Here is a 25,739-nt window from a genome sequence, read left to right on the forward strand (position 1 = left end):
CATGAGGATATGCTTCATGACGATAGTAAACGCGCCATTCAGCATGTTTGCCGGGATGGCGGCGGTGCTATGCTTGCGGCTTGAGCGTGAGCGGAAGCCCGGCGGTCAACAGCACGACTTCTCCGGCCGTCGCCGCGACCAGCTGGTTGAGCTGTCCTGCCGCATCGCGAAACCGCCGCGCCAGCGCATTGTCGGGGACGATCCCCAGCCCGACCTCGTTGGCGACGAGAATCAGCGATCCGTCGAACCGCGCGATCGCGTCGCATAATTGCCGCCCCGCGTGCGCGATGTCGGCATCGGCAAGAAGCAGGTTCGACACCCAGAGCGTGAGGCAATCGACGAGCACGACCGAGCTGCCGATGTTCAAAGCGTCGATCGCGGCGGGAAGCGCGCGCGGCGCCTCGACCGTACGCCAGCGCGCATCGCGGTCGGCGCGGTGCCGGGCGATCCGGTCGCGCATTTCGTCGTCGAACGCCTCGGCGGTCGCGACGAAAACCGGCGCGCGCCCCATCGCTTCGGCGCGCGCTTGCGCATAGCGGCTCTTGCCCGATCGCGCGCCGCCCAGCACGAACAGCGCCGATCCCGTCATCCGCCGATCCCCGCGATCCGGAGCAGGGCGTCGATATCGGCATGCGCCGCCAGTTCGGCGGCGATGTCGTCGAGCGCGGCATCGACATCGGCGGCATAATCGCGGCCGCCGCCCGCAACGTCGATCCGGGCGAGCATCGCGCGGCGCAGGTCGGGAGAGGCGAACAGGCCGTGCAGATAGCTGCCGAAGACCGTGTTCGCGGAATTGATCGCGCCGTCGCACGCGCCGTCTTCCAGCCGCGCAAACGGCCGGGCGGTACCCGCACCGCGGGTGTCCCCCATATGCATCTCATACCCCTCCAGCGGCGCACCCAGCGCTTCGCCTTTGACATGGCGCAATATCTTCGCGGGCGAGAGCGTCGTTTCGACGTCGAGCAGGCCAAGCCCTTCGACCTCCGCTGCCGCGCCCTCGATCCCCAGCGGATCGGCAATGCGGCGGCCGAGCATCTGGTATCCGCCGCACAGCCCGACGATCAGCCCGCCGCGCCGGTGATGCGCCCTGATGTCGATATCCCAGCCCTCGGCCCGCAGCGCCGCCATGTCGACGATCGTCGCCTTTGACCCTGGCAGGACGATGATCGCTGCGTCGGCCGGGATCGGCCGGCCCGGCGGCACCATCACCAGCTCGACCCCGGGCTCCAGTTTCAGCGGATCGAGATCGTCGAAATTCGAAATGCGCGGCAGGATCGGGCAGGCGATCAGCTTGCGCCCTTCGCGCGGGTCGGCGGGGCGTTCGAGGATCACGGCATCCTCGCTCGGCAGACGCGCTGCTGCCGATAACCATGGAATGACGCCAAGGCCCGGCCAGCCGCTGCGTCGCTCGATCTCGCGATATCCATCCTCGAACAGGGCGGGATCGCCGCGGAACTTGTTGATCAGGAAGCCGCGGATCATCGCCGCGTCCTCCGCCTCGATCACCGCGCGCGTCCCGACCAATGACGCGATCACGCCGCCGCGGTCGATGTCGCCGATCAGCACGACCGGCACGTTCGCCGCGCGCGCGAACCCCATATTGGCGATGTCGCCCGCGCGCAGGTTGATCTCGGCGGGCGATCCCGCCCCCTCGACGACGACGATATCGCATTGTGCCGACAGCCGGTGATAGCTTTGCATCACCTCGGCCATCAGCGCGCCGCGCGCTTCGCGGAAATTGCCGCTGCCCAGCGTCCCGCGCACCCGGCCATGGACGATCAGCTGCGACGTGCGGTCGGCCTGCGGTTTCAGCAGCACCGGGTTCATGTCGCTGTGCGGGTCGGCGCGGCACGCGATCGCCTGCAACGCCTGCGCGCGGCCGATCTCGCCACCGTCGGCCGTCACCGCGGCATTGTTCGACATATTCTGCGGCTTGAAGGGCAGGACGCGAAGCCCGCGATTGGTGAAAGCGCGGCACAGCCCGGCGACGATCACCGACTTGCCGACGTCGGAGCCCGTGCCCTGCAGCATCAGCGCAGCCATATCGCGCCCCCTGCGATCAGCCACAGCAGCAGGCATGCGCGAACATAGAGCGCGAGCGCGCGGTCGATATCGTCGCCCCCCGCCCCGCTGTCGCCATCTCCGATCCACGCCTTTTCGTGCATGACGCCGTCATAGGCGATCGGACCCGCCAGCCGAAGCCCCAACGCGCCCGCCATCGCCGCCTCGGGCCAGCCGGCATTGGGCGAGGCATGTTTGCGCGCATCGCGCCACAGGACGCGCCATCCGCCACCGCCCGCCACGCAGAGCAGCACGCCGGATAGCCGTGCGGGTATCCAGTTGGCGAGATCGTCCGTGCGCGCCGCCGCCCAGCCGAAAGCGCGCCAGCGGTCCTCGCGGTGGCCGATCAGGCTGTCGGCGGTGTTTGCTGCTTTGTATGCCCACACGCCTGGCAGACCGAGGAGGAGCAGCCAGAAGAGCGGTGCCGCAACGCCGTCGCAAAAGCTTTCGGCGAGGCTTTCGATCGCGGCGCGGGCGATGCCGGCTTCGTCGAGCGCGGCGGTATCGCGGCCGACGATCATGCCGACCGTGCTTTGGGCGCCGGCGAGGTCGCCCGCGTCGATCCTTTCTCCGACCGCGCGGACATGGTCGAACAGGCTGCGCTGCGCGAGCGCGGGCCATGCAAGGATGGCCACGACGATCCAGCCCCAGTCGCCGAGCGATACGAGCAGCAGGCGCTGAAGCGCCCAGCCGGAGCCGGCAACGAAGATAAGCAGGACGAGCAGGGTCAGCACACCGAGCGCGCGCCGGACGCCGAAGCTATGTTCGGGACGGTTCCATCGCGCTTCGCAGCCCTCGATCAAGCGCGCAAACAGCCCGACCGGGTGACCGACGCGGCGATAGAGCGCGCGCGGCCAGCCGAACGCCGCGTCGAGCGCGAGCGCGGTGAGCGCAATTGGCTCAGCCATCGGCGAGTGCCGCTTCGAGCCGCGCGCGCGCGTTGGCATCGGCCGGCAGGCCGATCCGCAGCCAGTGCAGATGATCGGCGAAAGGGCGGGTCAGGATCGCACGCCGCGCGAGCCGCTCGAACTGCGAATGCGCATCGTCGACCTCGATCAGGCGAAAGAGCGGGCAGTCGCCGATCGGTCGATGGCCCTGGCGCGCCAGCAAGGCATCGAGCGCGGTGGCTTCATCCGTCAGCTGGCGCCGCGCGGTGGCAATCCAGTCGTTGTCGGCATAGGCGGCGGTGCCGATCGCAATCGCCGCAGCCGACAAGGGCCATGCGCCGAGCCGCTGGCGCAGCGCCGCGACAATGGCTTGCGGCGCAATCACGAACCCAAGTCGAACCCCCGCGAGCCCGAAAAATTTGCCGAAGGAGCGAAAGACGATCAGCCTTGCCCCGTCATCGACCGACCGTGCGATACTCGCGGCGGGATCCACATCGGCAAAGGCCTCGTCGACCAGCAGCCAGTCATCGGCGCCACGCGCGGTCAGCAGCAGCTGCATCGCCGCGGCGCCCGTTATTCGGCCATCGGGGTTGTTGGGATTGGCGAGGATCAGCGTGCCGTCATGGCCGCGTGCTGCTTCGGGATCGATGGGAGCGCAGCCCGCGATCATTTCGCCGTGGGTGCGATAGCTTGGCGCGATATGCCGCGCGGGGTGGCCTACCAGCGTGCCGGTCAGGCGAAGGCCGATCTCGCTTCCCGGCACCGCGCAGACATGACGCGCATCGACCCCAAAAAAGGACGCCGCACTGGCTTCGAGCCGCGTCAGCGCCTCAGGTTCGGGCAGGCGCTGCCAGTCGAACGCCATCTCGGTGGCACCCGGCCACGGGTGTGGGTTGATTCCGGTCGACAGATCGATCCAGTCGCCCCCATCCTCGTTGGCACCGAAATGACGTCGCGCCGCCTCAAGCTCGCCGCCGTGCCAGGTCCAGCGCGCGCTCATCCCAGATGCGCCAGCAGCAACGCTGCAGCGAGCAGCAGGCTTTCACCGAGTTCGATCCCCGCGCCATGGCCGTCGCCCGAAATCCCGCCCATCTTCTGCAGCAGCCACCAGCCCCAGAGGATGAAGACCAGCGGTGCGACCAGCAGCGAAGGCGACGCCCATGCCGCGGCGACGAGAGCCAAGCTCCAGATGACAAAATCGACTGGCCGCACCGCATTGCGGAAACGCGAACCGAGCCCCGCGTGAAGGTCGGGCAGCGCCCGCGACCAGACCAGCGGGCCGATCCGCGCCGCGAAGGGAGCAAGCGCGATGATGGCGAACATCTGCCGGTCGAGCAGCGCATGGAGCAGCACCAGCTTGGCGACCAATTGGAGCGCGATGGTCACGACCGCGAAGCTGCCGGCGTGCGGGTCCGAAAGCACGGCGAGCAGGCGTTCGCGATCCTTGTGTGCGGCGCCGCTCGCGTCGGCGATATCGCCAAGCCCGTCCAGATGCAGCGCTCCGGTGACCGCGACCCAGACGATGAGCGCGCACAAAGCACCCGTCCACGGATCGATCCGGGCGCCGCCCCAGCCGGCGCCTGCGACGAGTGCGCCGACGATCAGGCCGACCGCGGGAAACCAGCGCATCGACGCCGCGAATTCGTCGCTCGATACCGCGATTTGCGGCGTCGGCAGGCGGGTCAGAAACTGGATCGCGACGACCAGACCCTTCATGGGTAAAGCCCCGCGATCTGTGCGCTCGCTTGCTCGCCCGGCCAGACGCGCAGTGACAGCAGGGCGGAACAGGGCAGATCGAACGCCCAGAGCTGGCGCTGGTCGAAGCCGCAAAGGCTGTGGAGCGCCGCGCGCATGGCGCCGCCATGCGTAACGACGAGCGTCGGAACAGGGGAAAGATCGGCAATCGCCGCCGCGATGCGCGCGACCAGCGCCGACCAGCGTTCGCCGCCGGGTGGTGGATTCGCGTCGGGATCGCCCCAGAAACGACCGAGCGCATCGGGGTCGATCGCATGGCTCGGCTTGCCGTCCCAGTCGCCGAAATCGAGTTCGCGCCAGCGCGGATCGATGACGAGCGGCACCCCTGTCGCCGTGGCGATCGCTTCGCCTGCCCTGCGGCTGCGGCGAAGATCCGAAGCGATCAGGCACTCGATCCCGAGATCACCGGCTTGCGCCACGCACGTCGCGATGCCGTCGCCGGTCGGCGCGCCATCGGTGCGGCCCATCAGCAACCCGGGTGTTTCGGGCGCGCCATGGCGCAGCAGATGGAGCGCGAAGGCGGTCACAGCGACGCCGAAACCTGCGCTTCGGCAAAGGTCGCCATCCGGTCGTGCGCGGCGAGCGCGCTGCGGATGATGTTAGCGGCGACCGCCGCGCCGCTGCCCTCGCCCAGCCGCATGCCCAGCGACAGCAGCGGATCGAGGTCGAGCAAGTCGAGCAGATGCTTGTGACCCGGTTCGGCGGAACAATGGCCCGCAATGCAGTGCGCGGTGATTGCGGGATTGTCGGCCGCGAGCGGCGCGATCGCAGAGGTGCAGATGAAACCGTCGAGCAGCACCGGAACCCCCAGCTGGCGCGCGCGGAGGATCGCGCCCGCAATCGCCGCGATCTCGCGCCCGCCGACACGGCGCAGCGTCTCGAACGCCGATCGCGGCGCATCCATGTGAAAGGCGAGCGCGCGTTCGACCACCGCAGCTTTGCGCGCGACGCCGTGGCCGTCGACGCCGGTGCCGGGACCGACCCATCGCGCCGCGCCGCCGCCGAGGCTGCGCGCACACAGCGCGGCGGCGGCGGTTGAATTGCCGATCCCCATTTCGCCGAGCACGAGCAGGTCGAGATCGGCATCGACTACGGCCGCGCCGCGGTTCAGCGCGTCCAGACATTCGGCTTCGGTCATCGCGGGCGCGACGGTGAAATCGGCGGTCGGCCGGTCGAGGTCGAGCGCCTCTACCTTCAGCTCCAGCCCGGACGCTTGTGACAACGCATTGATCGCCGCGCCGCCGCACGCGAAATTGGCGACCATTTGCGCGGTGACGCCGGGCGGAAAGGCGCTGACGCCATGGACGGTGATGCCATGATTGGCCGCGAAGATGGCCGCGCGCGCACGGTCGATCCGTGGCCGCGCGCGGCCGCGCCAGCCCGCGAAAAAGATCGCCAGCTCCTCGAGCCGGCCGAGCGAGCCGGCGGGTTTGGTCAGTTCGCCCTGCCGCGTGCAGGCATCGGCCGCGGCATCGGGATCGGGTTCGCGCAGGTGGGCGAGGGCGGCTTCGAAGGCCTGGATCGAAGGAAATCTGGTCATTCGGCGACAAATCCTGGTGGGGGTGTGCGGGTAATGAAACGGCCTTTGACGCCTTCGGGCCACAGCGAATAGGCGACGCGGCCGTGGTCGCTGGCGGCATAATGGACGGCATAGTCGAGGATCGCGCGCGCCGATTCCGTGTCGTCGCCAAAGCGGCCGAGGACGTAACCGACCTTGCCCGGCGCGCGCAGGTGAACGGTGATATGGTCCTGACATGCAAAGAGGCACGCCATTTCCTGCACCGCGATGCCGTCGTAGCGCGGGTCGGCGGCTTTGAGATTGTTGAGCGCTTCGACCAGCCGCGCACCGCCGCGCACGCCTGTCGCGTCGTCCCGGGACTCGCGGCTGTGGCGGCAGGTGCTGCACACCACCACCGCCGGGCCCGGGTCGACGCGCGTCAGCATTATGCCGCCGTTGCCGGCTGCGGCGGCGCGGGAACGCCCGCCGCGACCAACAGGCGGTAGAGGGTATAGAGCCCGATCAGGATCGCGCCGTTGCGCACGAATTGCTCGGCGAGCAGATCGGGCGCCATCGCGGTGTGCAGCCCGCCGAGCACGAGCGCCCAAGCGAGGATGATGCCCTTGAAAGCGGTGAAGCCTGCCGCATAGGCGAGGCCAAGCCGCGCGGCGATCGACCTGTAACCCGCGACGTGCAGCGCCGCATAGCTTGCAAGCGCCGATCCCACCGCCGCGGTGCCAAGCCCGGCACCCCACGCCAGCGTGCTTCCGTCGCGCGGATAGCCGAGCAGGAAAAAACCGACGAACTGGCTCGCCGCCCACGCCAGCAGCATCAGTGCGATGCCCTCGCGGCGGCGCATATGCACCGCCGCGAGCGCCGCAAGCGCCGGAAAGGGGGTCGCACAGGCGAGCGCGAGCGTCGTCGCGCTACTCGCCGCGGTGAGCAGCGATACCCAAAGCACCGAAGCGCCGCGATCCGACAGCGCGGCCATCAAAACCGCCCCCGGATGCCGGCGTAGATGCTGCGGCCGAGCGAGCCATAACGGAACGCGGTCATATATTGCGCGTCGAATATATTTTCGGCGCGCGCGAACAGCTTGACCGCATCGGACAGCGCAAATTCGGCGCGCAGGTCGACGAGCGTATAGCCGCCCAGCCGCTGGGCGTTGCTCGCATTGTCATAGCTTTTGCCCGACCAGCGCACCGCCGCGCCGAGTTCGAGCCCGAAATCGAAGCCATAGCTCGCCGACGCATTGGCCGTCTGACGCGGACGGCGCGGCAGCCATTTGCCGAAATTGGCGGTGCCTGCCGAACGGTCCTCGGCGACGATCCAGCTATAATTGCCGTCGAGTGTCAGCCCGCCGAGCGTCAACGCCGCGGTGGCTTCGACGCCATGCGCCTCGCTGCGCGCGACGTTCGAATAATAGCCGAAGCGCCGCGTCGTCGGATTGCCCGGCACGAAACACATCGGGTTGGTCGAGGTGCCCGAACAGCTGTTGTAGATGATCTGGTTCGTCGTCGTGCGCTCGAACCAGGTCGCGCCGACGATCAGCTTGCGGTCGAACAAATGCTGTTCGATGCCGGCTTCCCAGCCATGCGCTTCTTCGGGGTCGAGCCCGACATTCCCATATTCGCTGAACTGCTGGTAGAGCGACGGGGCCTTGAACCCTTCGCCATAGCTGGCGCGCAGCACGGTTCCGGTCGAAAGGCGCCATACGCCGCCCGCCGCGAACAAAGTCTGGCCGCCAAAGCTGTCATGATCGTCATAGCGCACGCCGCCGTTCAGCGTCAGCCCGTCGATCGGCTCGACGCTGAGCTGGCCATAGGCGCTCGTCAGTTCGGCCTTGCCGCGTGCAAAGGCCGGGAGCGGGGTTGCGAGCGAAGCCGAAGGCGAGCGGCTGCGGAAATCGGAGCGCTCATTCTCGACCCCGAAGATCGCGGTGATGCGGTCGGAGAGATCGAAGCTGCCCTGATATTCCCAGCGCTTGTTCTTGCCGTCGGCCTCGAAGCTTTGCGGGCGCGCGCGGTCGGGGTTGAAATTGTCGCGGTTGGTGTCGGTATAGGCAAAAGCGATCCGATTGCGGAAGCGCCCGTCGACGAGGTCGAAATTCAGCCCCGCATAGCCAACGAACTCCTTGTTCTTCCCAACATCATTGCTGTCGACATTGAACCCGTCGAATTCGACCCGGCCGCTCGAATAATAGCCGCGCAGATCGACGCTGACATTGTCGGCGAGCGCCAGTTCGGCGCGGCCCGAAACGCTCTGGTTGCGATAGCCGTCGCGCTCGACCCCGCCGAATGCCTTGGCGTGCGACGAGACGCCGTCGGTGGTGAAACGTTGACCGCCGATGCGCCAGGCGAGGGGACCCGTGCGGCCGCCGATCGCGGCGCGCGCGCTCACGGTCTCGCGCGATCCGGCCTCGAGGTCGAAGCTGCCTTCGAGCGCTTTTTCGGGCGAGGCGGTGACGATGTTGACGACGCCGCCGATCGCCTGGCTGCCCCACAGGATCGACTGCGGCCCACGCAGCACCTCGATGCGATCGATGTCGCCGGCGAGCAGGTTGGTGAAGTTGAAGCCGCCGCCGGTCGACGACGGATCGTTGAGCTTCACCCCGTCGATGACGACGACGCTGTGGTCGGATTCGGCGCCGCGAATGCGCAGCGACGTCGCCGTGCCATAACCGCCATTGCGCGAGATGCTGATCCCCGGCGTGCGGAGCAGCAGTTCGGTGACGCCAATGTCCTGTGCGCGGTCGATCGCCGCCTTGTCGAGCACCGCGATCGACGACGGCACTTCGTCGAGCGTCAGCGGCGCGCGCGTTGCGGTGACGATGATGCTGTCGCCGTCGGCGGCGATGGCATGCGCCGCGTCCTTGGCCGACGCGGCAGAGGAGGCCGCAACGGCAGCGAGGCAGATCGAACTTCGGAAAACAAATTTGAACATATAACCAGCCCATCGACAATGCCGCCCACGCGCGCGGAATCGATGCGGTAGTCCTTTGGGGACGCACGACATCGAGCCCGCGCGCGAGCGCGGCCAGACTTGTCGTCATGCGGGTTCACCCCCGTTCGCCCGGCACACCCTGTCCGGTCGAAAGACGACGGCGACGGGCAGGTCTCCTGGCTTGCGGGTCAGCGCCGGTCGGCCGCCTTCTCAGGATCGAAATCCCAATGGCAAGTGGCCGATGGCTCGCCGCGTACAGTTGCAGGGGCAGCCGGGGTTTTCCCGTTCCCTATTAATCCCCGTTGCCGGGGAACCTGTCGCTGCGCGGCCGTTAGCCCTATTTCCGGGGCGCGGTCAATCGCTGCGATGCGAGCGGCCGGCCGATCAGAACAGCCCCGGCAATTCGCGCTGTGCTGCGCTTGGCCGGTCGGGGATCAGCATTTCGGGTTCGGCGAGGATGCGCGCGCTGCTGCGCTGCGCGCCCGCACCGAAGCCGGCATCGGCAATCCGTGTGGTGCAGGCACCGCCCGAAAGGAAGGTGATCGCGGCGCGGATCGACGCTTCGCGCGGGTCGCCGAGCGGCGCGGTGAGGTCGTCGTTAGCGGCGCAGCTGTTCGCGATTTTCGGCGCCAGCCCGCTGTAATAATCGCTCGCGCCGGTCGAGTTGCCGGTCGCAAAGGCAACGACGCGCATCCGGTCATCGCATTCGGCCTTGTCGAGTGCGATCTGGCCCACGGGCTTGCCATAGGTGTTGCTGCCGACCAGCGTCATATTGGTACCCAGATAGGGCAGCATCGAATTGATCACCAGCTCGCTCGCCGAGGCGGTCGAACCGGTGCCGATGAAGGCGATGCGCGTCGGCGCGATCGATTCGGGCTGCGCGGCAAAGAAATGCCGGTCATTCTCGACCGATTTCGACGGCCGGAAATTGGTCTGCGAAAACATCTCGCCCGAATTCCGGTTCCGGCCGAGCAGGTCGCCCATCAGCTCGGCGGTCGAAACGAGCCCGCCGCCATTATAGCGGAAATCGATGATCACGTCGGTGACGCCCTGATTGCGGAAGTTCAGGAACGCGGCGCGAAGCTGCGGATCCGCCGACGAGATGAAGGTGCGCAGGTTGAGATAGCCATAGCTGCGGCCGCCCTCGGTGATGATCTTCGCGCCATAGCGGTCGGAAATCGGATCAAGCGAATAATCGGCTTTCGCCACCGTGACCTCGCGGGTGCCGGCGGGATCGGTGATGCGCAGCACGCGGCTGACGCCGGGATCGTTGGGGCCAAGCGCATTGGTCAGCCCCGCGGTCCCTTCGGCGCTCACGATATTGGCGACCGTCCGCAAATTGCCGCTGTTCGTCCCGATCGCGACGATCGCCGTACCGCGGTCGATTCCCGCGGCAAAAGCCGGGGCGCCTTCATAGGCTTCGGCGATGACGATGCGCTGGTTTGCCGCGTCATAGGTCAGGCGCACGCCGAAACCCGCGCTCGATCCGCTGGCGTAAAAGGCATTCTCCTCGGCAATCGACGTGATGTAAGTGAAGAAACGATCCTTGTTCAGCGCGCGCGCGGGCGCGACCAGCGCGTCGATGTAGGATTCGACACTGCTGTGGCTCGCGGCATTCACGCCGCTCGCGACGTCGCTCGGGAACAGATACCATTCGTCGATGACCGCCTTGGCAAAGGCCTGCCGCGCGGCGAGCGCGCAACTTGGGGTCGGGGTGGGCGTCGGGGTCGGCGCCACGGTAACCGGACCGCCGCTTCCCCCCGTATTCGATCCCCCGCCCCCGCCGCACGATGCCAGCATCAGCGCGGCGAGCGTTACAGCCGCGACCGACTGCCTCGTCTTACCCATCAATCATTCCCCCCGGCTCATTCAAATCGATTGGCTGTTATTCGGCGTCGGCCTCTTCGACATTTTTACGGCCTTTGAAACCTTGTGCAATAACATAGAGTTCGGGCGATCCCTTGCGGCTTGCCGGCGGCTTCGCGTGCTTGACCGTCGTGAAATGGCGCTTGAGCAGGGTGAGCAAAGTGTGGTCGGCGCCGCCCGCAAACACCTTGGCAATGAATGCGCCGCCGGGCAGCAAATTCTGCACCGCGAAATCGGCGGCGGTTTCGGCCAGGCCGATCGTGCGCAGATGGTCGGTCTGCTGGTGGCCGACGGTGTTCGCTGCCATGTCCGAAATGACCAGGTCGGGGGCGCTGCCGAGCGCCTCGATCAGGGCTTCGGGCGCGGCATCGTCCATAAAATCCATCTCGAGGATCTCGACGCCCTCGATCGGTTCGCATGGCAAAAGGTCGATCCCGGTGACGCGCGCGCGGGGGTTCGTCTTGCGCACGACCTGTGACCAGCCGCCGGGCGTGATGCCAAGGTCGACGACCGCGCGCGATTTTTTGATAAAGCCGAATTTCTCGTCGAGTTCGATCAGCTTGTACGCGGCGCGCGAGCGATAACCCTCGGCCTGTGCGCGGCGGACATAGGGGTCGTTGAGCTGTCGCTGCAGCCAGCGCGTCGATGACACGCTCCGCTTTTTGGCGGTTTTGACCCGCACGTGCAGCCCGCCGCGGCCCCCGGAACCTTTGGCGCCGCCGCCTTTTCCGCCTGCCGCGCTCATTTGCGATACTCACGGCGGGTGACCGGGATGTCGCGCCCCTGCATCGCCAAGGTGCGCAATATGCCCTCGCGAATTCCGCGATCGGCAACCCCGACGCGCGCGGCAGGCCACAGATCGATGATGCTTTCGAGGATCGCGCAGCCCGCAACGACCAGATCGGCGCGCTCGCGGCCGATGCACGCGATTTCGGCGCGATCGGCAATGCTCGCGTCGGCAAGGCGGCGACTGATGTCGCGCATCGCATCGGTCGGAACCACCAGCCCGTCGACAGCACGCCGGTCATATCGCGGCAGATCGAGGAAAACGCTCGCGAGCGTCGTCACGGTGCCGCTGGTGCCGAGCAGGCGCAGATTCTGGCCGGCAAATTGTTCGGCGCGCCCCGCGAAGGCGGAAAAGGCATCGCGCGTCACTTCGCGCATATGCGTGTAAGCGGCCTGGCGCCCCGCGAGGCTGTCTTCGGGAAGCGGCGCATGTTCGGTCAGCGACACGACGCCCCACGGCACGCTGATCCAGTCGTGGATCTTGACGTCGTGATCGGACACATCGACGTGCATCAACTCGGTCGAACCGCCGCCAATGTCGAAAATCAGCGCCGGGCCTTCGCCGGGTTCCATCAGGTTGTGGCAGCCCAGGACCGCGAGCCGCGCTTCTTCGGCGGCCGAAATAATATCGAGGACGATGCCCGTTTCGCGCCGGACGCGGTCGGCGAGTTCCACCCCGTTGGTCGCGCGGCGGCACGCCTCGGTCGCAACCGCGCGCGACAGCGACACATGGCGGCGCCGCAACTTGTCGGCGCAGATCGACAGCGCGGCGACGGTGCGGTCCATCGCCGCCTCGCTGATTTTGCCGCTGCCGTGCAGGCCTTCGCCGAGGCGGACGATGCGTGAAAAAGCATCGATGACGACCAGCTCGCCATTTTGCGGGCGCGCGATCAAAAGCCGGCAATTGTTGGTGCCAAGATCGATGGCGGCATAGCTGCGCTGCCGCGTGATCGGCGTGGGCCGCGCGTCGACGCGCGCATCGCCGCCTGCCTTGGTTCGTCCTTTTACCGCCGGGCCTGGCCGCGGCGGTCGCCCTGATGGCGCTGCCATTTGCCGCATGGCTATTGTAACCTGTTCTGCTCACGCGCCCGCAAAACCGCGGGCGTGCACTTGACGGCAAACCTAGGCTTTCCCGGCCCTTATGGCAAGCTCTCCTCCCGCGCCGCGTCCGCGCAAAGAAAACCCCGCCCGGCACGGGGCCGGACGGGGTGAAGGAGGGAAGGAAATTATTGGGGGTCGGGACTGCCCTTTAACGGCAGCCGTCATTCCCCTTGTCGATTGCGCGGCCGGCAATTGCGCCGACTGCACCGCCGATGATCGTGCCCACGGCGCGGTCGCCGCGACCGGCAATCTCGTGACCGGCAAGGCCGCCCGCAATCGCACCGATCACGGTGCCGCCGGTGCCATTGTCGCACTGGCGGTAGTTGCGGCGATCATTCCGGTAGTTGCGACGATCGTTGCGATAGTCGCGGCGGTTGTCCCGGCGATAATCGCGGCGGTCGTAACGGCGATCGTCGCGGTCGTAGCGAACATATTGGCTCGAATAGCCGCCTTGGTCGTAATAGCCGTTCTGTGCCGCTGCGGGAGCCGCCATGCCCAGCGTCACGGTGGACATCAGGGCGGCGATCGAGAGGGTCACCATCTTTTTCATTGTCGTTCTCCTTCTTCGTCGTTGGGCCCGTCTGGGCGTTGTCTATGAAGGGGTTATGGGCGATTCGCATTGAGCGAAGCCTGAACGCGCTTGTTGGCTAATGTTCAGCTTTCTGCGGTGAACCGCTTTCCTTTCGCTCGCGGCCCCCGTAACCCCGCGGCGATGCGCCGTCTGTTCTTCGCCGCCCTGATCTTTCTTGCGCTCGGCCCGGTCCCCGGGGGCGTGATGCGCTTTCCCGAAACCGACCTGACGCAGAGCGCCGTCGCACGCCCGCTTGCCGTCGCGCCGACGCAGGACGGCCCGATGCGTTTCGTGCGCGGCTGGCATCTGGACAGTCCGCACAGCGGCTTCGGTGGTTTCTCGGCGGTTGCGCGGATCGGGCCGGGCCGGTTCCTGCTCGTCGGCGACAATGGCTATGCAACGCGGCTGACGCTCGATGAACGCGGCGGAGTGGCGGCCGTTCGCATCCGGCCGCTGCCCACGCCCGACGGCCGGCCGGCGCGCAAGTCGATGGTCGATGCCGAGGCGATGCTTGTCGATCCCGCCAGCGGCAAGGCGTGGATCGCCTTGGAAGGGATAAACCAGTTCTGGCGTCTCGACCCCGCGCTGTCGAAAATCGAATCGCGCCGCAAACTGCGCGGCTGGCCGAGGAATCGGGGAGCCGAGGGGATGGCGCGGCTCGCCGACGGGCGCACGGTCGTCTTTTCGGAAGGGGTCGACGAGGATTCGCGCGGCGATGCGGCGTTGATCTATACCGGTGACCCCGCGGCGCCCGGACCGGCTCCGACGCGCTTCTTCTATGATTCGCGCGGAAAGGGGCTGGTCAGCGATGCCGCCGCGCTGCCCGACGGGCGCATCCTGCTCGTGCATCGGCGGCTCGGCTTCGACCCTGTCTTCACGACGATCATCGCGATCGTCGATCCCGCCGACATAAAGAAGGACGCCGTCGTCCGGTCACGAACGATCGGCCGCGTTCCCGTGCGGCTCGCCGAAAATTACGAAGGCGCGGCGATTTCCATCGAGCAGGGACGCACCTGGCTGTGGCTTGTCGCCGACGATAATTTCAATGTCTGGCAGCGCAGCCTGTTGCTGCAGTTCGAACTGGTGGGCCTGCCGCCGCAAGCGAAGCCGGACAGCAAAAAGGCGGCCCGGTAACCCGGCCGCCTGATTGCTTTAGCGAAGTAATGCGACTTAAGCGGCTTTTTCGGCCAGCTTCTTCGTCACTTCCTTCTTCACCTTGCGCGCCGCAGCCGACAGCTGGTCGTCGCCGGCCTTGACCAGCCAATTGTCCAGACCGCCATTATGTTCGACGGTGCGCAGGCCATGGGTCGACACGCGCATCTTGACGCCCTTGCCGAGCGCGTCCGACAGCAACGTCACATTCTGCAGGTTGGGCAGGAAGGTGCGCTTGGTCTTGTTGTTGGCGTGGCTGACATTGTTGCCTACCATACGGCCCTTGCCGGTCAGTTCGCAGATGCGCGACATGATGTTTGTCCTCGTACAAAAATTTCGGTTCGGCGTCCGGGTGCGTCCCGACTGATCGGGGGATGCGGGACCGGAGTGAGCCGGGAAAGGCGCGCGCTTATCGGCTTGCCGCAGATTCGTCAAGCGACTAGCGCATCCAGGTGACCGTTTCGTTCTTCCCCCCGGCCATGCGCCGTGCGCTCGAACTCGCCGCAAAAGCGGGCGATCTGGGCGAAGTGCCCGTTGGCGCGGTCGTCGTCAAGGACGGCGCGATTATCGGCGAGGGCCACAACAATCCCCGCGAATCGCACGACCCGACCGCCCACGCAGAAATCGTTGCGATTCGCGCTGCGGCGAAAATGCTCGCAAACGAACGGCTCGACGGCTGCGATCTGTACGTAACCCTCGAACCTTGCGCGATGTGCGCCGGCGCCATCGCCCATGCCCGAATCGCGCGGCTCTATTATGGTGCCGATGATCCAAAGGGTGGCGCCGTCGTCCATGGCCCTCGCACCTTTGCGCAAACCACCATCCATCACCGGCCCGAAATTTACGACGGCATCGGTGCGAACGAAGCGGGCGCGCTGCTCCGCAATTTCTTCGCCGCGCGGCGCCCCGTTTCGGCAACACCGAAACAAAAGGACTAGCCGAGCATCTCCGCGACCCACTGCGGCACCAGCACGCTCGCCGGCCCATGCCGCGCCTCGGCGAACCAGTAACTGCCCTGGCTCGGCTCCATATTGAGTTCGAGCGTCCGCGCGCCCGACTTGCGCGCCTCGCGCACGAAACCCGCGGCGGGATAGACCGCGCCCGATGTGCCGATCGACACGAACAGGTCGGCGCGGTTCAGCGCATGATAGATTTCGTCCATCTGGTACGGCATCTCGCCGAACCAGACGATATCGGGACGCAATGTGCCGACGGCGCCGCACGCGGGGCAGGCGGGCCGATCGAGCAGCGGCCCCGCCCATGGCACGCGCGCGTCGCACGCGGTGCACCAGGCGTTCAGATGCTCGCCGTGCATGTGGATCAATCGCTTCGCGCCGGCGCGCTCGTGAAGGTCGTCGACATTTTGCGTGACGATCAACAGCTCGCCCCGCCATGCGGCATCGAGCCGCGCGAGCGCGTCATGCGCGGCATTCGGCACCTTGGTCTGGATCGCCTCGCGCCGCATGTCATAGAATCGCAGCACCAGGTCGGGATCGCGGGCGAACGCCTCGGGGGTCGCGACATCCTCGACCCGATGCTGTTCCCACAATCCGCCGCCGTCACGAAAGGTGTCGATGCCGCTTTCCGCCGATACGCCCGCGCCGGTCAGGATCACGATGTTCTGGATGTCGGTCATGCCTCCTCTCTATCCCTTCGTGTCGAGCGAAGTCGAGACGCCGCGACCGATGTCTCGACTTCGCTCGGCACGAGCGGCTAAGGGAGGTTGGCAATCAGGGGACGGACTATGACCAGCATCGGTATCATCGGCAGCGAAGGGCGGATGGGCGTCGCGCTCGCCGCCGCGATTGCCGAAGCGGGGCAGGAGCATCGCGGCGTCGACAAGGGCGGCAATCTGCTGAAGCTCGCCAGCGACAGCGATGTCCTCGTCGACTTTTCCTCACCCGCCGCGCTCGAAGCGACGCTCGACGCCTGCATCGCGGCCGGGACGCCGATCGTCATCGGCACGACCGGGCTCGAGGAGCGTCACCATTATCTGATCGACAATGCGGCGAAGGATATCGCGGTGCTCCAGACGGGCAACACCTCGCTCGGGGTGACGCTGCTCGCGCATCTGGTGCGCGAGGCGGCGACGCGGCTCGACGCCGACTGGGACATCGAAATCCTCGAAATGCACCACGGCAAAAAGGTCGACGCACCAAGCGGCACCGCGCTGCTATTGGGCCAGGCCGCCGCCGAAGGACGCGGAATCGACCTCGCGGCTGCCTCCGAACGCGGCCGCGACGGCGTCACTGGCGCACGCGGTCGCGGCGCTATCGGTTTTGCCAGCCTGCGCGGCGGCACCGTCGCGGGCGATCATGATGTGATCTTCGCCGGGCCGGCGGAGATGATCACGCTCTCACACCGCGCAGAAAACCGCATGATCTTTGCGCGCGGCGCGGTGCGCGCGGCGCTGTGGCTGATCCAGCAGAAGCCCGATCGCTATACCATGCCGCAAGTGTTGGGATTATAACCACTACCGTGGCTGACCTGAGCTTTGACATGGCCGCGTATCATTATGCCGAGGGACTGAAGGCCATCGGCATGATGTACCATGCTGCGAAGGGAACACTGAACGAGCATCGTATCGATCTTGGAGATCGGACTAGAGAATATCGGCGCCATACCGATCACGGCAATGCTCCAATAGGAGAATGGGAAACAGACGGGCATAGGCTGTGGGACCAAGAAGACGTCTATCGCTTGGAGCAGCAGACTGTCGATGATGCGCTCGTCGAACTGAGGGCGGCGATTACCATTGCGATCTACCACCATTGGGAACGAAATATTCCGAACCAGTCCGCTACCCGCTTTCGAAAACATACTGACCTGATCGCGGATGCGATTCGTGAGAGCGTGCCACTTCACGCGGACGTGGACGCGCTTTGCTTTGCTGCCAATTATCTCAAGCACGGCAATGATGGCGGCTGGCTAGAAAAGCTGGCAACGCGTTGGCCTGACCGCTTTGGACAGCATGTTCAGGGACAGTGCTCAAACCCTTCATGGGTCCGCTACCTTACCCTGTCTGATGAAGACGTCAGTTGGCTCATTGAGATTGCTCGCGCGTCTGAACGCGAGGTCATTCGGCATGGAACGCCGAAATGAAGAAAGCCGATATCTTCGAATTCTATCGCCGCCTAGCCGAGCTCAACCCGAGTCCCGAGACCGAGCTGGAATATGGCAACACCTATCAGTTGCTCGTCGCCGTCGTGCTGTCGGCGCAGGCGACCGACGTCGGCGTCAACAAGGCGACGCGGCTGCTCTTTCAAGAGGTGAAGACGCCGCAGCAGATGGTCGACCTTGGCGAAGATGGCCTCAAACAGCACATCAAGACGATCGGGCTGTTCAACGGCAAGGCGAAGAATGTCATCGCGCTCAGCGAAATCCTCGTCCGCGATTTCGGCGGCGAGGTGCCCGCCGACCGCGACACGCTCGTCGAACTCCCCGGGGTCGGGCGCAAGACCGCCAATGTCGTGATGAACTGCGCCTTCGGGGCGGAGACCTTCGCGGTCGACACGCATATCTTCCGCGTCGGCAACCGCACCGGCCTCGCACCCGGAAAGACGGTGCTCGCGGTCGAGAAGCAGCTCGAGAAAAACACGCCGGGGCCCTTCCGCGTCGGTGCACACCATTGGCTGATCCTCCACGGCCGCTACATCTGCAAGGCGCGCACCCCCGAATGCTGGCGCTGCCCGGTCGACGACCTCTGCCGGTACAAGCCGAAGACGCCCGCGCCGAAAGGAAAGAAGGCGGCTGCCTGAAATTCCGCTCGACAAGCGCAGCGCGAACCGATTGAACACAGCCATTCCAAAAAAGAGGGTCGAAGATATGCGCCTTGTTTCCGCTTTTCTTGCTTCCGCCGCGCTGCTCGCAGTTGCACCCGTCCATGCCAAACCGGCCGACACCGAAACCGCCAAGAAAATCCTGAAGGACAGCATCGCAATCCCGACCGTCGAGGGACGCGGACAGGTGCCCAAGCTCGCGGCCTATTATGCCAGCGTGCTGAAAGCCGCGGGCTATGCCGACAGCGATATCGAAATCACGCCCGTAGGCGAAACCGCGACCTTCGCCGCGACGCTCGCCGGAACGGGGAAGGGCAAGCCGATCGTGCTGCTCGGCCATATGGATGTCGTCGAGGCCGATCCGAAGGACTGGACGCGCGATCCGTTCGTGCCGGTCGAGGAACAAGGCTATATTTTCGGCCGCGGGTCGGAGGATAACAAGTTCGACGTCTCGATGATGGTCGCCACGATGGCGCAGCTCAAGAAGGACGGCTTCAAGCCCAGGCGCTCGATCATCCTGCTGCTTTCGGGCGACGAGGAAACCCAGATGCTGACGACGCGCGCGCTCGCCGCCAAATATAAGGGCGCCGAATTCGCGCTGAACGGCGACGGCGGCGGCGGGACGATCGGCGAGGACGGCAAGCCCAAATATTACGGGCTGCAGGCCGGCGAAAAAACCTATGCCGACTTCACGCTCGAAGTCACCAACCCCGGCGGGCACAGCTCGCGCCCCGGTGCGACCAATGCGATCGTCCAGCTGTCGACGGCGCTCGAAAAGGTCGGCGCCTATCGCTTCACGCCGCAACAGAATGAGTTGACGAAAATCGGCATGCCGATCGTCGCCGATCAGGTCGGCGGCGAAATCGGCGCGGCGCTCAAGGCCTTTGCCGCCAACCCGTCGGATGCGAAGGCGATCGCGACGATCCGCGCCGATCCCGAATATGTCGGCCAGATCGGCACCACCTGCGTGCCGACCTTGGTCAAGGGCGGCCATGCCGAGAACGCGCTGCCGCAGCGCGCCACCGCGAACATCAACTGTCGCATCTTTCCCGGCGTTGCCGTCGAAACGGTGCGCGCCGAACTCGAAAAAATCATCGCCGATCCCGCGATCAAGGTGAACACCGATCCCGACGCCAGCGCGAGCGATGCCTCGCCGCTGCGTGCCGACGTCGTGGGCGCGGTGACGAAGGCGGTGCATGCACGCGCGCCGGGGCTGCCGATCATCCCGTCGATGAGCGCGGGCGCGACCGACAGCTATCATTTCCGCATCCAGGGCGTGCCGAGCTATGGTGTCGCGGGCCTCTTCAGCAAGGCGAGCGACAGCTACGCGCACGGCCTCAACGAACGCGTTCCGGTCGATGCGATCGCGCCGGCGCTCGCGCATTGGGACAGCCTGCTGCGCGATCTGTCGAAATAAGCGTCAGGCGAGCGCGGTGACGGCGCGTTCGACCATCTGAACTGCCGCCTCGGCGCCGAAGCTTTCGGCGTCGAGCGACAGTTCGAGCCACAGACCATCGACCATTGCGGTCAGCATGATCGCCAGCCGCCCGGCGTCGGCCGTGCCGCACGCGATCAGCAATTCGCAAAGCCGGGCGCGATAGCCCGCGTAACTTTTCGCGTGAATATCCGCCATCCGCGCATCGCTGCGCGCGAGCGCCCAAAAGGCGGTCCACGCGCCGAGCAGCTCGGGATCGGTCACCGGCGAACGGAAGCTTGCGGTCAGATAGGCCAGAAGCCGCGCGCGCGGATCGGCGCCGGCACCTTCGACCGCGCCCGCAAAGATCGCGTCCATCCGGTCGCTCGTCGCTTCGTACGTTGCCGCGACCAGATCGTCGATGCCGCCGAAATAATGGCGGAGCAGCCCCGGCGACACCCCGGCCTTGGCGCAGATCGCGCGGACGTTGGTGCCAGCAAGGCCATGTTCGGCAAGGCACGCCCCGGTCGCCTCGATCAGGCCGGCGCGGCGGGCATCGGCGCTTTCGCGCGTAAAGGCTTGGCGAGCGGGCTGCATGTTGTTATACGCTTGTACAACAAGGATCGACTCATGGCAACGCTACGCGACACCTTCACCAACATCGACCCGCACGACGGCTGGTCCTTGCCTGCCTGGACCTACAGCGATCCCGATTTCCATGCTGCCGAAATGGAGCGCGTCTTCCGCCCGAGCTGGCAGGTCGTCTGCCACGACAGCGACATCCCGAACGTTGGCGACTGGCACAGCATCGACTATTGCGGCGAAAGCGTCATCGTTGTGCGCGGCACCGACCGCAATGTTCGCGCCTTCACCAATGTCTGCCGTCACCGCGGTTCGCGCCTTGTCGATGGCGCCGCGGGCTGCGCGAAAAAGCTCGTCTGCCCCTATCATGCCTGGACCTATGAACTCGACGGCCGGCTGACCGGCGTCCCCGATTCGGCAAGCTATCCGACGCTCGACAAGGGCAGGGCGGGGCTCGTCCCCGTCGGCCTCGAACAATGGCGTGGCTTCTGGTTCGTGCGGCTCGACGATGATGGCGGCCCGTCGGTCGCGACGATGATGGCGCCCTATGAAGCGCAGGTTGCTCCCTATCGCTTCGAGGAGCTTGGCGCGCTCGGCCGCGTCACACTCCGCCCGCGCGACGTGAACTGGAAGAATGTCGGCGACAATTATTCGGACGGCCTTCACATCCCCGTCGCACACCCCGGCCTCACGCGCCTGTTCGGCAAAAGCTATGGCGTCGAGGCTAAGGATAATGTCGACCGCATGTGGGGCGACCTGATCGACCGGCCGTCGGTCAATTGGTCCGAACGCATGTACCAGCGGCTGCTGCCGCCGGTTCCGCATTTGCCGGCGGACAAGCAGCGCCACTGGCTCTATTTCAAGCTCTGGCCGAACGTCGCGTTCGACATCTACCCCGATCAGGTCGATTTCATGCAGTGGCTGCCGACGGGGCCGACGACGTGCCTGATCCGCGAAATCTCCTATGTGCTCCCCGATGAGCGCCGCGAGATGAAGGCCGCGCGTTATTTGAACTGGCGCATCAACCGCCAGGTCAACGCCGAGGACACCGAGCTGATCACCCGCGTCCAGCAGGGGATGCAGTCGAAAAGCTTCACCATGGGGCCGCTCAGCGACAAGGAGGTGTGCCTCAAGCATTTCTGTTCGCGGATGCGCGACCTGATCCCCGAAGCGCGGCAGGAACAGGCGCCGCCGCCGGGATGGAGCCGCTAGTCGCAACGCACGGGAGGAGGGGAGTATGAGCGATCCAGTTATCATCGTCGGCGGCGGCCCTGCGGGCATGGTCGCGGGCCTGTTGCTCGCACGCGCCGGGGTCCCCGTCACCATCCTCGAAAAGCACGCCGATTTCCTCCGCGATTTTCGCGGCGACACGGTGCATCCCTCGACACTCGAACTGTTCCACGAAATCGGGCTGCTCGATGAACTGCTGAAACTGCCGCACGCAAAGGTCGACACGATGACGCTCGACCTGCTCGGCGGGCGCTATACGATCGCGTCGTTGAAAAACCTGCCCGTCGTCGCGCCCTATGTCGCGATGATGCCGCAATGGGATCTGCTCGACTTCATCGCACGGCAGGGCCGGGCCTATCCGACCTTTGACCTGCGCCTGTCGACCGAAGCGACCGGCCCGACCTTCGACGCCGCGGGCCGGGTGAATGGCGTGACGCTGACCACGGGCGAGACGCTTCCGGCGCGGCTCGTCATCGCCGCCGACGGTCGCCGCTCGGTACTCCGCGACGCAGCCGAACTGCCGCTCGAAGACCTTGGCGCGCCGATGGACGTGCTGTGGTTTCGTATCCCGATGCCCGCCGGTGCTCCGACCGACGTGCCGCTGGGGACCATCGATACGCGCGGCATGGTCGTCGCCATCCCGCGCGGCGATTATTGGCAATGCGCGCGGATCATCGAAAAGGGTGGATTTCCTGCGATCGAAGCCCGCGGGATCGCCGCCTTTCGCGAGGATGTCACGTCGCTCGTCCCCGGCCTTGCCGCGGGCATCGACGCAATTGCCGGCTTCGACGACGTCAAACTGCTCACGGTCGCGCTCGACCGGCTGACGCGCTGGTCGCGTCCCGGGCTGCTTGCGATCGGCGATGCCGCGCACGCGATGTCGCCGGTTGGCGGTGTCGGTATCAACCTTGCGGTGCAAGACGCGGTTGCGACCGCGAATATTCTCGCGGCGCCGCTTGCCGCCGGGGCTGATCCCGATCCGCTCCTGGCCAAGGTGCAGGCGCGCCGCTGGAAACCGACGACGCGGATGCAGGCGATGCAGCGTTTCGCGCATCAGAATATCATCGAACCGATGCTGCGCGGCGAGATCACGCGCGTGCCGTTCGCGGTTCGCCTGCTCAACCGCATTCCGCTGCTGCGCCGTATCCCGGGCCGTATTCTTGGCCTCGGCTTCGGCCGCCAGCATGTCCAATCCCCGCTTGCGAAAGAATTCTCATGACCAAAGCCTATGACGCCCTGATTATCGGCGCCGGCCACAACGGCCTCGTCTGCGCCTTCTATCTTGCCAAGGCGGGGCTGAAGGTCCGCATCGTCGAGGCGCGCGACGTCGTCGGCGGTGCTGCGGTGACCGAGGAATTCGCGCCGGGCTTCCGCAATTCGGTCGCGAGCTACACCGTCAGCCTGCTCCAGCCCAAGGTCATCGCCGACATGAAGCTTGCCGAGCACGGCTATCGCGTCATCGAGCGGCCGATCAGCAATTTCCTGCCGCAGGAAGATGGCGGCTATCTGAAACTTGGTGGTGGGCTGGAACGCACGCAGAAGGAATTCGCGCGCTTCTCGGCCCACGACGCCGCGCGCCTTCCCGAATATTATGACATGCTCGAGGGCGTGGCCGACGTGCTGCGCGACCTCGCGCTCAAATCGCCGCCGAATGTCGGCGATGGCTTCAAGACGCTGATCGACGCGGCGCGGCAGGGGCGCGGGCTGACCAAACTCAGCCTGTCGCAGCAGCGCGACGTGCTCGAACTTTTCACCAAGTCCGCGCGGACCTTCCTTGACAGCTGGTTCGAGAGCGAAGCGGTGAAAGCCGCCTTCGGCTTTGACGCCGTGGTCGGCAACTATGCGTCCCCTGATACACCGGGCAGCGCATACGTCCTCCTCCATCACGTCTTCGGCGAAGTGAACGGCAAGAAGGGCGCATGGGGTCACAGCATCGGCGGCATGGGCGCGATCACCCAGATGATGGCGAAGGTGTGCACCCAGCTCGACGTCGAGATCAGCCTCGAAGCGCCCGTTTCGCGCGTTCTGGTCGATGGCGGCAAGGCGGTCGGGGTCAAGCTGGTCAGCGGCGAGGAAATTGCCGCGGCGCGTGTCATCGCCAATGTCGGGCCAAAGCTGCTCTACGAACGGATGTTCGACGACGGCGATATCGCGCCTGAGTTCCGCCGCCGGATCAAGGCGTTCAAGGCGGGCAGCGGTACCTTCCGCATGAACGTCGCGCTCAGCGAGCTGCCCAGATTCACCTGCCTTCCCGAACCCGGCGAGCATCATCAGTCGGGGATCATCCTCGCCCCGACGCTCGACTATATGGACCGCGCCTTCCTCGACGCGAAACAATATGGCTGGTCGAAGAAGCCGATCGTCGAAATGCTCATCCCCTCGACGATCGACGACAGCCTCGCGCCGCCGGGCCAGCATGTCGCGAGTCTCTTTTGTCAGCAGTTCGCCCCCGAGCTTCCGGACGGACGCGACTGGGATGATGAGGAAGGCAAGGCGGCCGACACGATCATCGACACCGTCGAGGCGCATGCTCCGGGCTTCCGCGCCTCGATTGTCGGACGCCAGATCCTCAGCCCCAAGGGGCTCGAACGCAAGTTCGGCCTCGTCGGCGGCGACATCATGCACGGCAATATGAGCCTTGATCAGCTATGGTCGGCGCGCCCGGTGCTCGGCAACGGCGCCTATCGCGGTCCGCTCAAAGGTCTTTATATGTGCGGTGCGGGCACCCATCCGGGCGGCGGCGTCACGGGCGCGCCGGGGCATAACGCGGCGCAGGTGATCCTACGCGACCGGGGTTTCTTCGCTCCCAAATGGCGCTGAGGTGGGCGCGGACTCGCGCGTCCACCAATAGAGAGGCAAGCCCGCCGCCATCAGGATCAGGCTCAGCGCGCTGACCCATATGCCCGCGCCCCACAACGTCCAGACCGAATAGGCGAGGCCGATCGCGGCGGCGGGTATCGCGACGCGCAGCCGCAGCGCCGCGGCGGCGCACGACAGGTAGAGCCATAACGTCACCGAGGTCGACAGGATCGCCATGAAGGTGAACATCTCGGCGGTCGACTTGTTGCTGTTCAGGATGACGCAGGCGCTCGCGAGGCTGCTTGCGATCAGCAGCGCGGCGACCGGCGTCCCGTGGCGATTGGTGCGTGCGAACCGGGCGGGAAACAGGCCCTGCCGCGCGAGCGTCGCGGGCAGTTCGGCCTGAATCAGCGTGAAGCCGTTGAGCGCCCCGATCGCGCTGATCGCGGCGAAAGCGGCGATGAACAGCGCCGGGCCATGTCCCCAATAGGTCTCGACGAACAGCGCGAAGGGGGCATCCGATCTGGCGACCTCCGCCGCCGGCAGCATCAGCGCGACCGCCGAACAGACGATGAGGTATAGGATGCCCGTCGTCAGCGTCCCGATGATCGTCGCGCGCGGAATCGTCACGACGGGGTCCTTCACCTTGTCGGTCGCGATGCTTGCCGATTCAAAGCCGAGCAGCGCCCACAGCGTGAGGATTGCCGATCCGCTGACCGCGGTGATCGACAGTCCTTCGGCAGGAAAAGGCGTCGTGACGACGGGTGTCGGGCTCCCGAAGGCGAGCGGCACGAGGATCATCACCGTCAGCAAAGGGATCAGCTTGATCAGCAAAGTCACGACCTGAAAGCGGCCTGCGGCCCGCGCGCCGCGCCAGTTGATCGCGGTAACGATCCAGATCAGCGCAAGCGTCGATAGCGCCATATGCTGGCCGAGCGCCGGCACGAACAGGCTGAGGAAACTGACCGCGGCGACCGCAAGCGTTACATTGGCCGTCCACACCGACACCCAATAGGCCCAGCCGATCATGAAGCTGGGGATACGCCCGAAGGCGAGTTGAACGAAGGCGGTCGGGCCGCTTGCCTGCGGGAAGGCGACGGTCAGCCGCGCGAGGACTACCGCCAGTGCGAGTGCGCCCATGATGGTGATCACCCATCCGGCGACCCCGTTCCAGCCGAAAGGCGCGAGGCTGGCGGGGAGCAGGAACACGCCGGAGCCGATCATATTGCCCATGACGAGCGCGACGCACATCGCAAGGCCGAGCTTTTGGGCCGGCCTCACGCGCGCGGTGGTCGTATCTGCCATGTGAAGCCGG

Annotated in this window: 27 protein-coding genes and 1 riboswitch; of the genes, 9 read left to right on the forward strand and 18 right to left on the reverse strand. The window is 66.0% G+C overall.

The features are described 5' to 3' along the window. Nucleotides 1-67: 67 nt before the first annotated feature. The 14 genes from cobU to AC3A43_RS09945 form a co-directional block, all read right to left on the reverse strand. Nucleotides 68-589: a bifunctional adenosylcobinamide kinase/adenosylcobinamide-phosphate guanylyltransferase gene (gene cobU, locus AC3A43_RS09880; RefSeq protein WP_487792372.1), complete on the reverse strand. Its 522-nt coding sequence runs from the start codon at nucleotides 587-589 to the stop codon at nucleotides 68-70. Further along, nucleotides 586-2,043, reverse strand: a complete 1,458-nt coding sequence (locus AC3A43_RS09885; RefSeq protein ID WP_487792373.1) for a cobyric acid synthase — start codon at nucleotides 2,041-2,043, stop codon at nucleotides 586-588. The genes cobU and AC3A43_RS09885 overlap by 4 nt, the downstream gene beginning before the upstream one ends. Next, entirely contained in the window at nucleotides 2,031-2,969 is a 939-nt protein-coding gene (cbiB, locus tag AC3A43_RS09890; protein ID WP_487792374.1) for an adenosylcobinamide-phosphate synthase CbiB, read from the reverse strand. The genes AC3A43_RS09885 and cbiB overlap by 13 nt, the downstream gene beginning before the upstream one ends. Then, complete coding sequence (locus AC3A43_RS09895) at nucleotides 2,962-3,948, reverse strand: aminotransferase class I/II-fold pyridoxal phosphate-dependent enzyme (protein ID WP_487792375.1); 987 nt, start codon at nucleotides 3,946-3,948, stop codon at nucleotides 2,962-2,964. Before AC3A43_RS09895 ends, cbiB begins: the two co-directional genes overlap by 8 nt. Beyond that, complete coding sequence (locus tag AC3A43_RS09900; RefSeq protein ID WP_487792376.1) at nucleotides 3,945-4,664, reverse strand: adenosylcobinamide-GDP ribazoletransferase; 720 nt, start codon at nucleotides 4,662-4,664, stop codon at nucleotides 3,945-3,947. Before AC3A43_RS09900 ends, AC3A43_RS09895 begins: the two co-directional genes overlap by 4 nt. Continuing rightward, the gene (locus tag AC3A43_RS09905; RefSeq protein ID WP_487792377.1) at nucleotides 4,661-5,230 is read right to left on the reverse strand and encodes a histidine phosphatase family protein; all 570 of its coding nucleotides are present in this window, start codon (nucleotides 5,228-5,230) and stop codon (nucleotides 4,661-4,663) included. The genes AC3A43_RS09900 and AC3A43_RS09905 overlap by 4 nt, the downstream gene beginning before the upstream one ends. Beyond that, nucleotides 5,227-6,243, reverse strand: coding sequence for a nicotinate-nucleotide--dimethylbenzimidazole phosphoribosyltransferase (gene cobT / locus AC3A43_RS09910; RefSeq protein WP_487792378.1), 1,017 nt, complete (start codon nucleotides 6,241-6,243; stop codon nucleotides 5,227-5,229). The genes AC3A43_RS09905 and cobT overlap by 4 nt, the downstream gene beginning before the upstream one ends. Beyond that, a complete protein-coding gene (locus AC3A43_RS09915; RefSeq protein WP_487792379.1) occupies nucleotides 6,240-6,647 on the reverse strand; it encodes a DUF1636 domain-containing protein in 408 nt (135 codons plus the stop codon). The genes cobT and AC3A43_RS09915 overlap by 4 nt, the downstream gene beginning before the upstream one ends. Then, nucleotides 6,647-7,192, reverse strand: coding sequence for a hypothetical protein (locus AC3A43_RS09920; protein WP_487792380.1), 546 nt, complete (start codon nucleotides 7,190-7,192; stop codon nucleotides 6,647-6,649). Before AC3A43_RS09920 ends, AC3A43_RS09915 begins: the two co-directional genes overlap by 1 nt. Next, nucleotides 7,192-9,144: a TonB-dependent receptor plug domain-containing protein gene (locus tag AC3A43_RS09925; RefSeq protein ID WP_487792381.1), complete on the reverse strand. Its 1,953-nt coding sequence runs from the start codon at nucleotides 9,142-9,144 to the stop codon at nucleotides 7,192-7,194. Before AC3A43_RS09925 ends, AC3A43_RS09920 begins: the two co-directional genes overlap by 1 nt. Before the next feature lie 149 nt (nucleotides 9,145-9,293). Beyond that, nucleotides 9,294-9,477, reverse strand: a riboswitch (cobalamin riboswitch). A 51-nt stretch (nucleotides 9,478-9,528) separates the two neighbouring features. Beyond that, on the reverse strand, nucleotides 9,529-10,992 hold the full coding sequence (locus AC3A43_RS09930) for a S41 family peptidase (RefSeq protein WP_487792382.1): 1,464 nt from the start codon (nucleotides 10,990-10,992) through the stop codon (nucleotides 9,529-9,531). A gap of 37 nt (nucleotides 10,993-11,029) precedes the next feature. After that, a complete protein-coding gene (locus AC3A43_RS09935; protein ID WP_487792383.1) occupies nucleotides 11,030-11,755 on the reverse strand; it encodes an RlmE family RNA methyltransferase in 726 nt (241 codons plus the stop codon). Next, entirely contained in the window at nucleotides 11,752-12,855 is a 1,104-nt protein-coding gene (locus AC3A43_RS09940) for a Ppx/GppA phosphatase family protein (protein ID WP_487792384.1), read from the reverse strand. The genes AC3A43_RS09935 and AC3A43_RS09940 overlap by 4 nt, the downstream gene beginning before the upstream one ends. 190 nt (nucleotides 12,856-13,045) lie before the next feature. After that, nucleotides 13,046-13,447 (reverse strand): glycine zipper 2TM domain-containing protein, encoded by a 402-nt coding sequence (locus tag AC3A43_RS09945; RefSeq protein ID WP_487792385.1) that lies wholly within the window; start codon nucleotides 13,445-13,447, stop codon nucleotides 13,046-13,048. A gap of 117 nt (nucleotides 13,448-13,564) precedes the next feature. On the opposite strand from AC3A43_RS09945, the gene AC3A43_RS09950 reads away from it, so the two are divergent. Next, nucleotides 13,565-14,602, forward strand: a complete 1,038-nt coding sequence (locus tag AC3A43_RS09950) for an esterase-like activity of phytase family protein (RefSeq protein ID WP_487792386.1) — start codon at nucleotides 13,565-13,567, stop codon at nucleotides 14,600-14,602. Nucleotides 14,603-14,638: 36 nt separating this feature from the next. On the opposite strand, the gene rpmB is transcribed toward AC3A43_RS09950, so the two are convergent. Beyond that, on the reverse strand, nucleotides 14,639-14,932 hold the full coding sequence (gene rpmB / locus AC3A43_RS09955; RefSeq protein WP_487792387.1) for a 50S ribosomal protein L28: 294 nt from the start codon (nucleotides 14,930-14,932) through the stop codon (nucleotides 14,639-14,641). Between the two features lie 167 nt (nucleotides 14,933-15,099). On the opposite strand from rpmB, the gene tadA reads away from it, so the two are divergent. After that, nucleotides 15,100-15,558, forward strand: coding sequence for a tRNA adenosine(34) deaminase TadA (gene tadA, locus AC3A43_RS09960; RefSeq protein WP_487793030.1), 459 nt, complete (start codon nucleotides 15,100-15,102; stop codon nucleotides 15,556-15,558). Here the strand turns inward: tadA and AC3A43_RS09965 are convergent. Further along, entirely contained in the window at nucleotides 15,555-16,256 is a 702-nt protein-coding gene (locus AC3A43_RS09965; RefSeq protein WP_487792388.1) for an NAD-dependent deacylase, read from the reverse strand. The genes tadA and AC3A43_RS09965 overlap by 4 nt on opposite strands. A 108-nt stretch (nucleotides 16,257-16,364) precedes the next feature. On the opposite strand from AC3A43_RS09965, the gene dapB reads away from it, so the two are divergent. The 4 genes from dapB (at nucleotide 16,365) to AC3A43_RS09985 (ending at nucleotide 19,816) form a co-directional block, all read left to right on the forward strand. Then, nucleotides 16,365-17,090 (forward strand): 4-hydroxy-tetrahydrodipicolinate reductase, encoded by a 726-nt coding sequence (gene dapB, locus AC3A43_RS09970; protein ID WP_487792389.1) that lies wholly within the window; start codon nucleotides 16,365-16,367, stop codon nucleotides 17,088-17,090. Nucleotides 17,091-17,098: 8 nt separating this feature from the next. Continuing rightward, nucleotides 17,099-17,722, forward strand: a complete 624-nt coding sequence (locus AC3A43_RS09975; RefSeq protein ID WP_487792390.1) for a hypothetical protein — start codon at nucleotides 17,099-17,101, stop codon at nucleotides 17,720-17,722. Continuing rightward, nucleotides 17,719-18,378, forward strand: a complete 660-nt coding sequence (gene nth / locus AC3A43_RS09980) for an endonuclease III (RefSeq protein ID WP_487792391.1) — start codon at nucleotides 17,719-17,721, stop codon at nucleotides 18,376-18,378. The genes AC3A43_RS09975 and nth overlap by 4 nt, the downstream gene beginning before the upstream one ends. Nucleotides 18,379-18,445: 67 nt before the next feature. Next, entirely contained in the window at nucleotides 18,446-19,816 is a 1,371-nt protein-coding gene (locus tag AC3A43_RS09985) for a M20/M25/M40 family metallo-hydrolase (RefSeq protein WP_487792392.1), read from the forward strand. 3 nt (nucleotides 19,817-19,819) lie between these two features. On the opposite strand, the gene AC3A43_RS09990 is transcribed toward AC3A43_RS09985, so the two are convergent. Further along, on the reverse strand, nucleotides 19,820-20,410 hold the full coding sequence (locus AC3A43_RS09990) for a TetR/AcrR family transcriptional regulator (protein ID WP_487792393.1): 591 nt from the start codon (nucleotides 20,408-20,410) through the stop codon (nucleotides 19,820-19,822). Between the two features lie 33 nt (nucleotides 20,411-20,443). Between AC3A43_RS09990 and AC3A43_RS09995 the strand changes: the two genes are divergently transcribed. From AC3A43_RS09995 to AC3A43_RS10005, 3 genes are read left to right on the forward strand one after another with little or no spacing between them, the layout of a single operon-like run. Then, nucleotides 20,444-21,607, forward strand: coding sequence for an aromatic ring-hydroxylating oxygenase subunit alpha (locus tag AC3A43_RS09995; RefSeq protein WP_487792394.1), 1,164 nt, complete (start codon nucleotides 20,444-20,446; stop codon nucleotides 21,605-21,607). Nucleotides 21,608-21,632: 25 nt separating this feature from the next. Continuing rightward, entirely contained in the window at nucleotides 21,633-22,844 is a 1,212-nt protein-coding gene (locus AC3A43_RS10000; protein WP_487792395.1) for an FAD-dependent oxidoreductase, read from the forward strand. Beyond that, nucleotides 22,841-24,445 carry a phytoene desaturase family protein gene (locus AC3A43_RS10005; RefSeq protein WP_487792396.1) on the forward strand — a complete coding sequence of 535 codons (1,605 nt, stop codon included), beginning with the start codon at nucleotides 22,841-22,843 and terminating at the stop codon, nucleotides 24,443-24,445. The genes AC3A43_RS10000 and AC3A43_RS10005 overlap by 4 nt, the downstream gene beginning before the upstream one ends. Here the strand turns inward: AC3A43_RS10005 and AC3A43_RS10010 are convergent. Continuing rightward, on the reverse strand, nucleotides 24,407-25,729 hold the full coding sequence (locus tag AC3A43_RS10010; protein WP_487792397.1) for an amino acid permease: 1,323 nt from the start codon (nucleotides 25,727-25,729) through the stop codon (nucleotides 24,407-24,409). The genes AC3A43_RS10005 and AC3A43_RS10010 overlap by 39 nt on opposite strands. Between the last annotated feature and the right edge of the window lie 10 nt (nucleotides 25,730-25,739).

It is taken from the genome of Sphingopyxis sp. Soil_C_28, assembly GCF_057657055.1.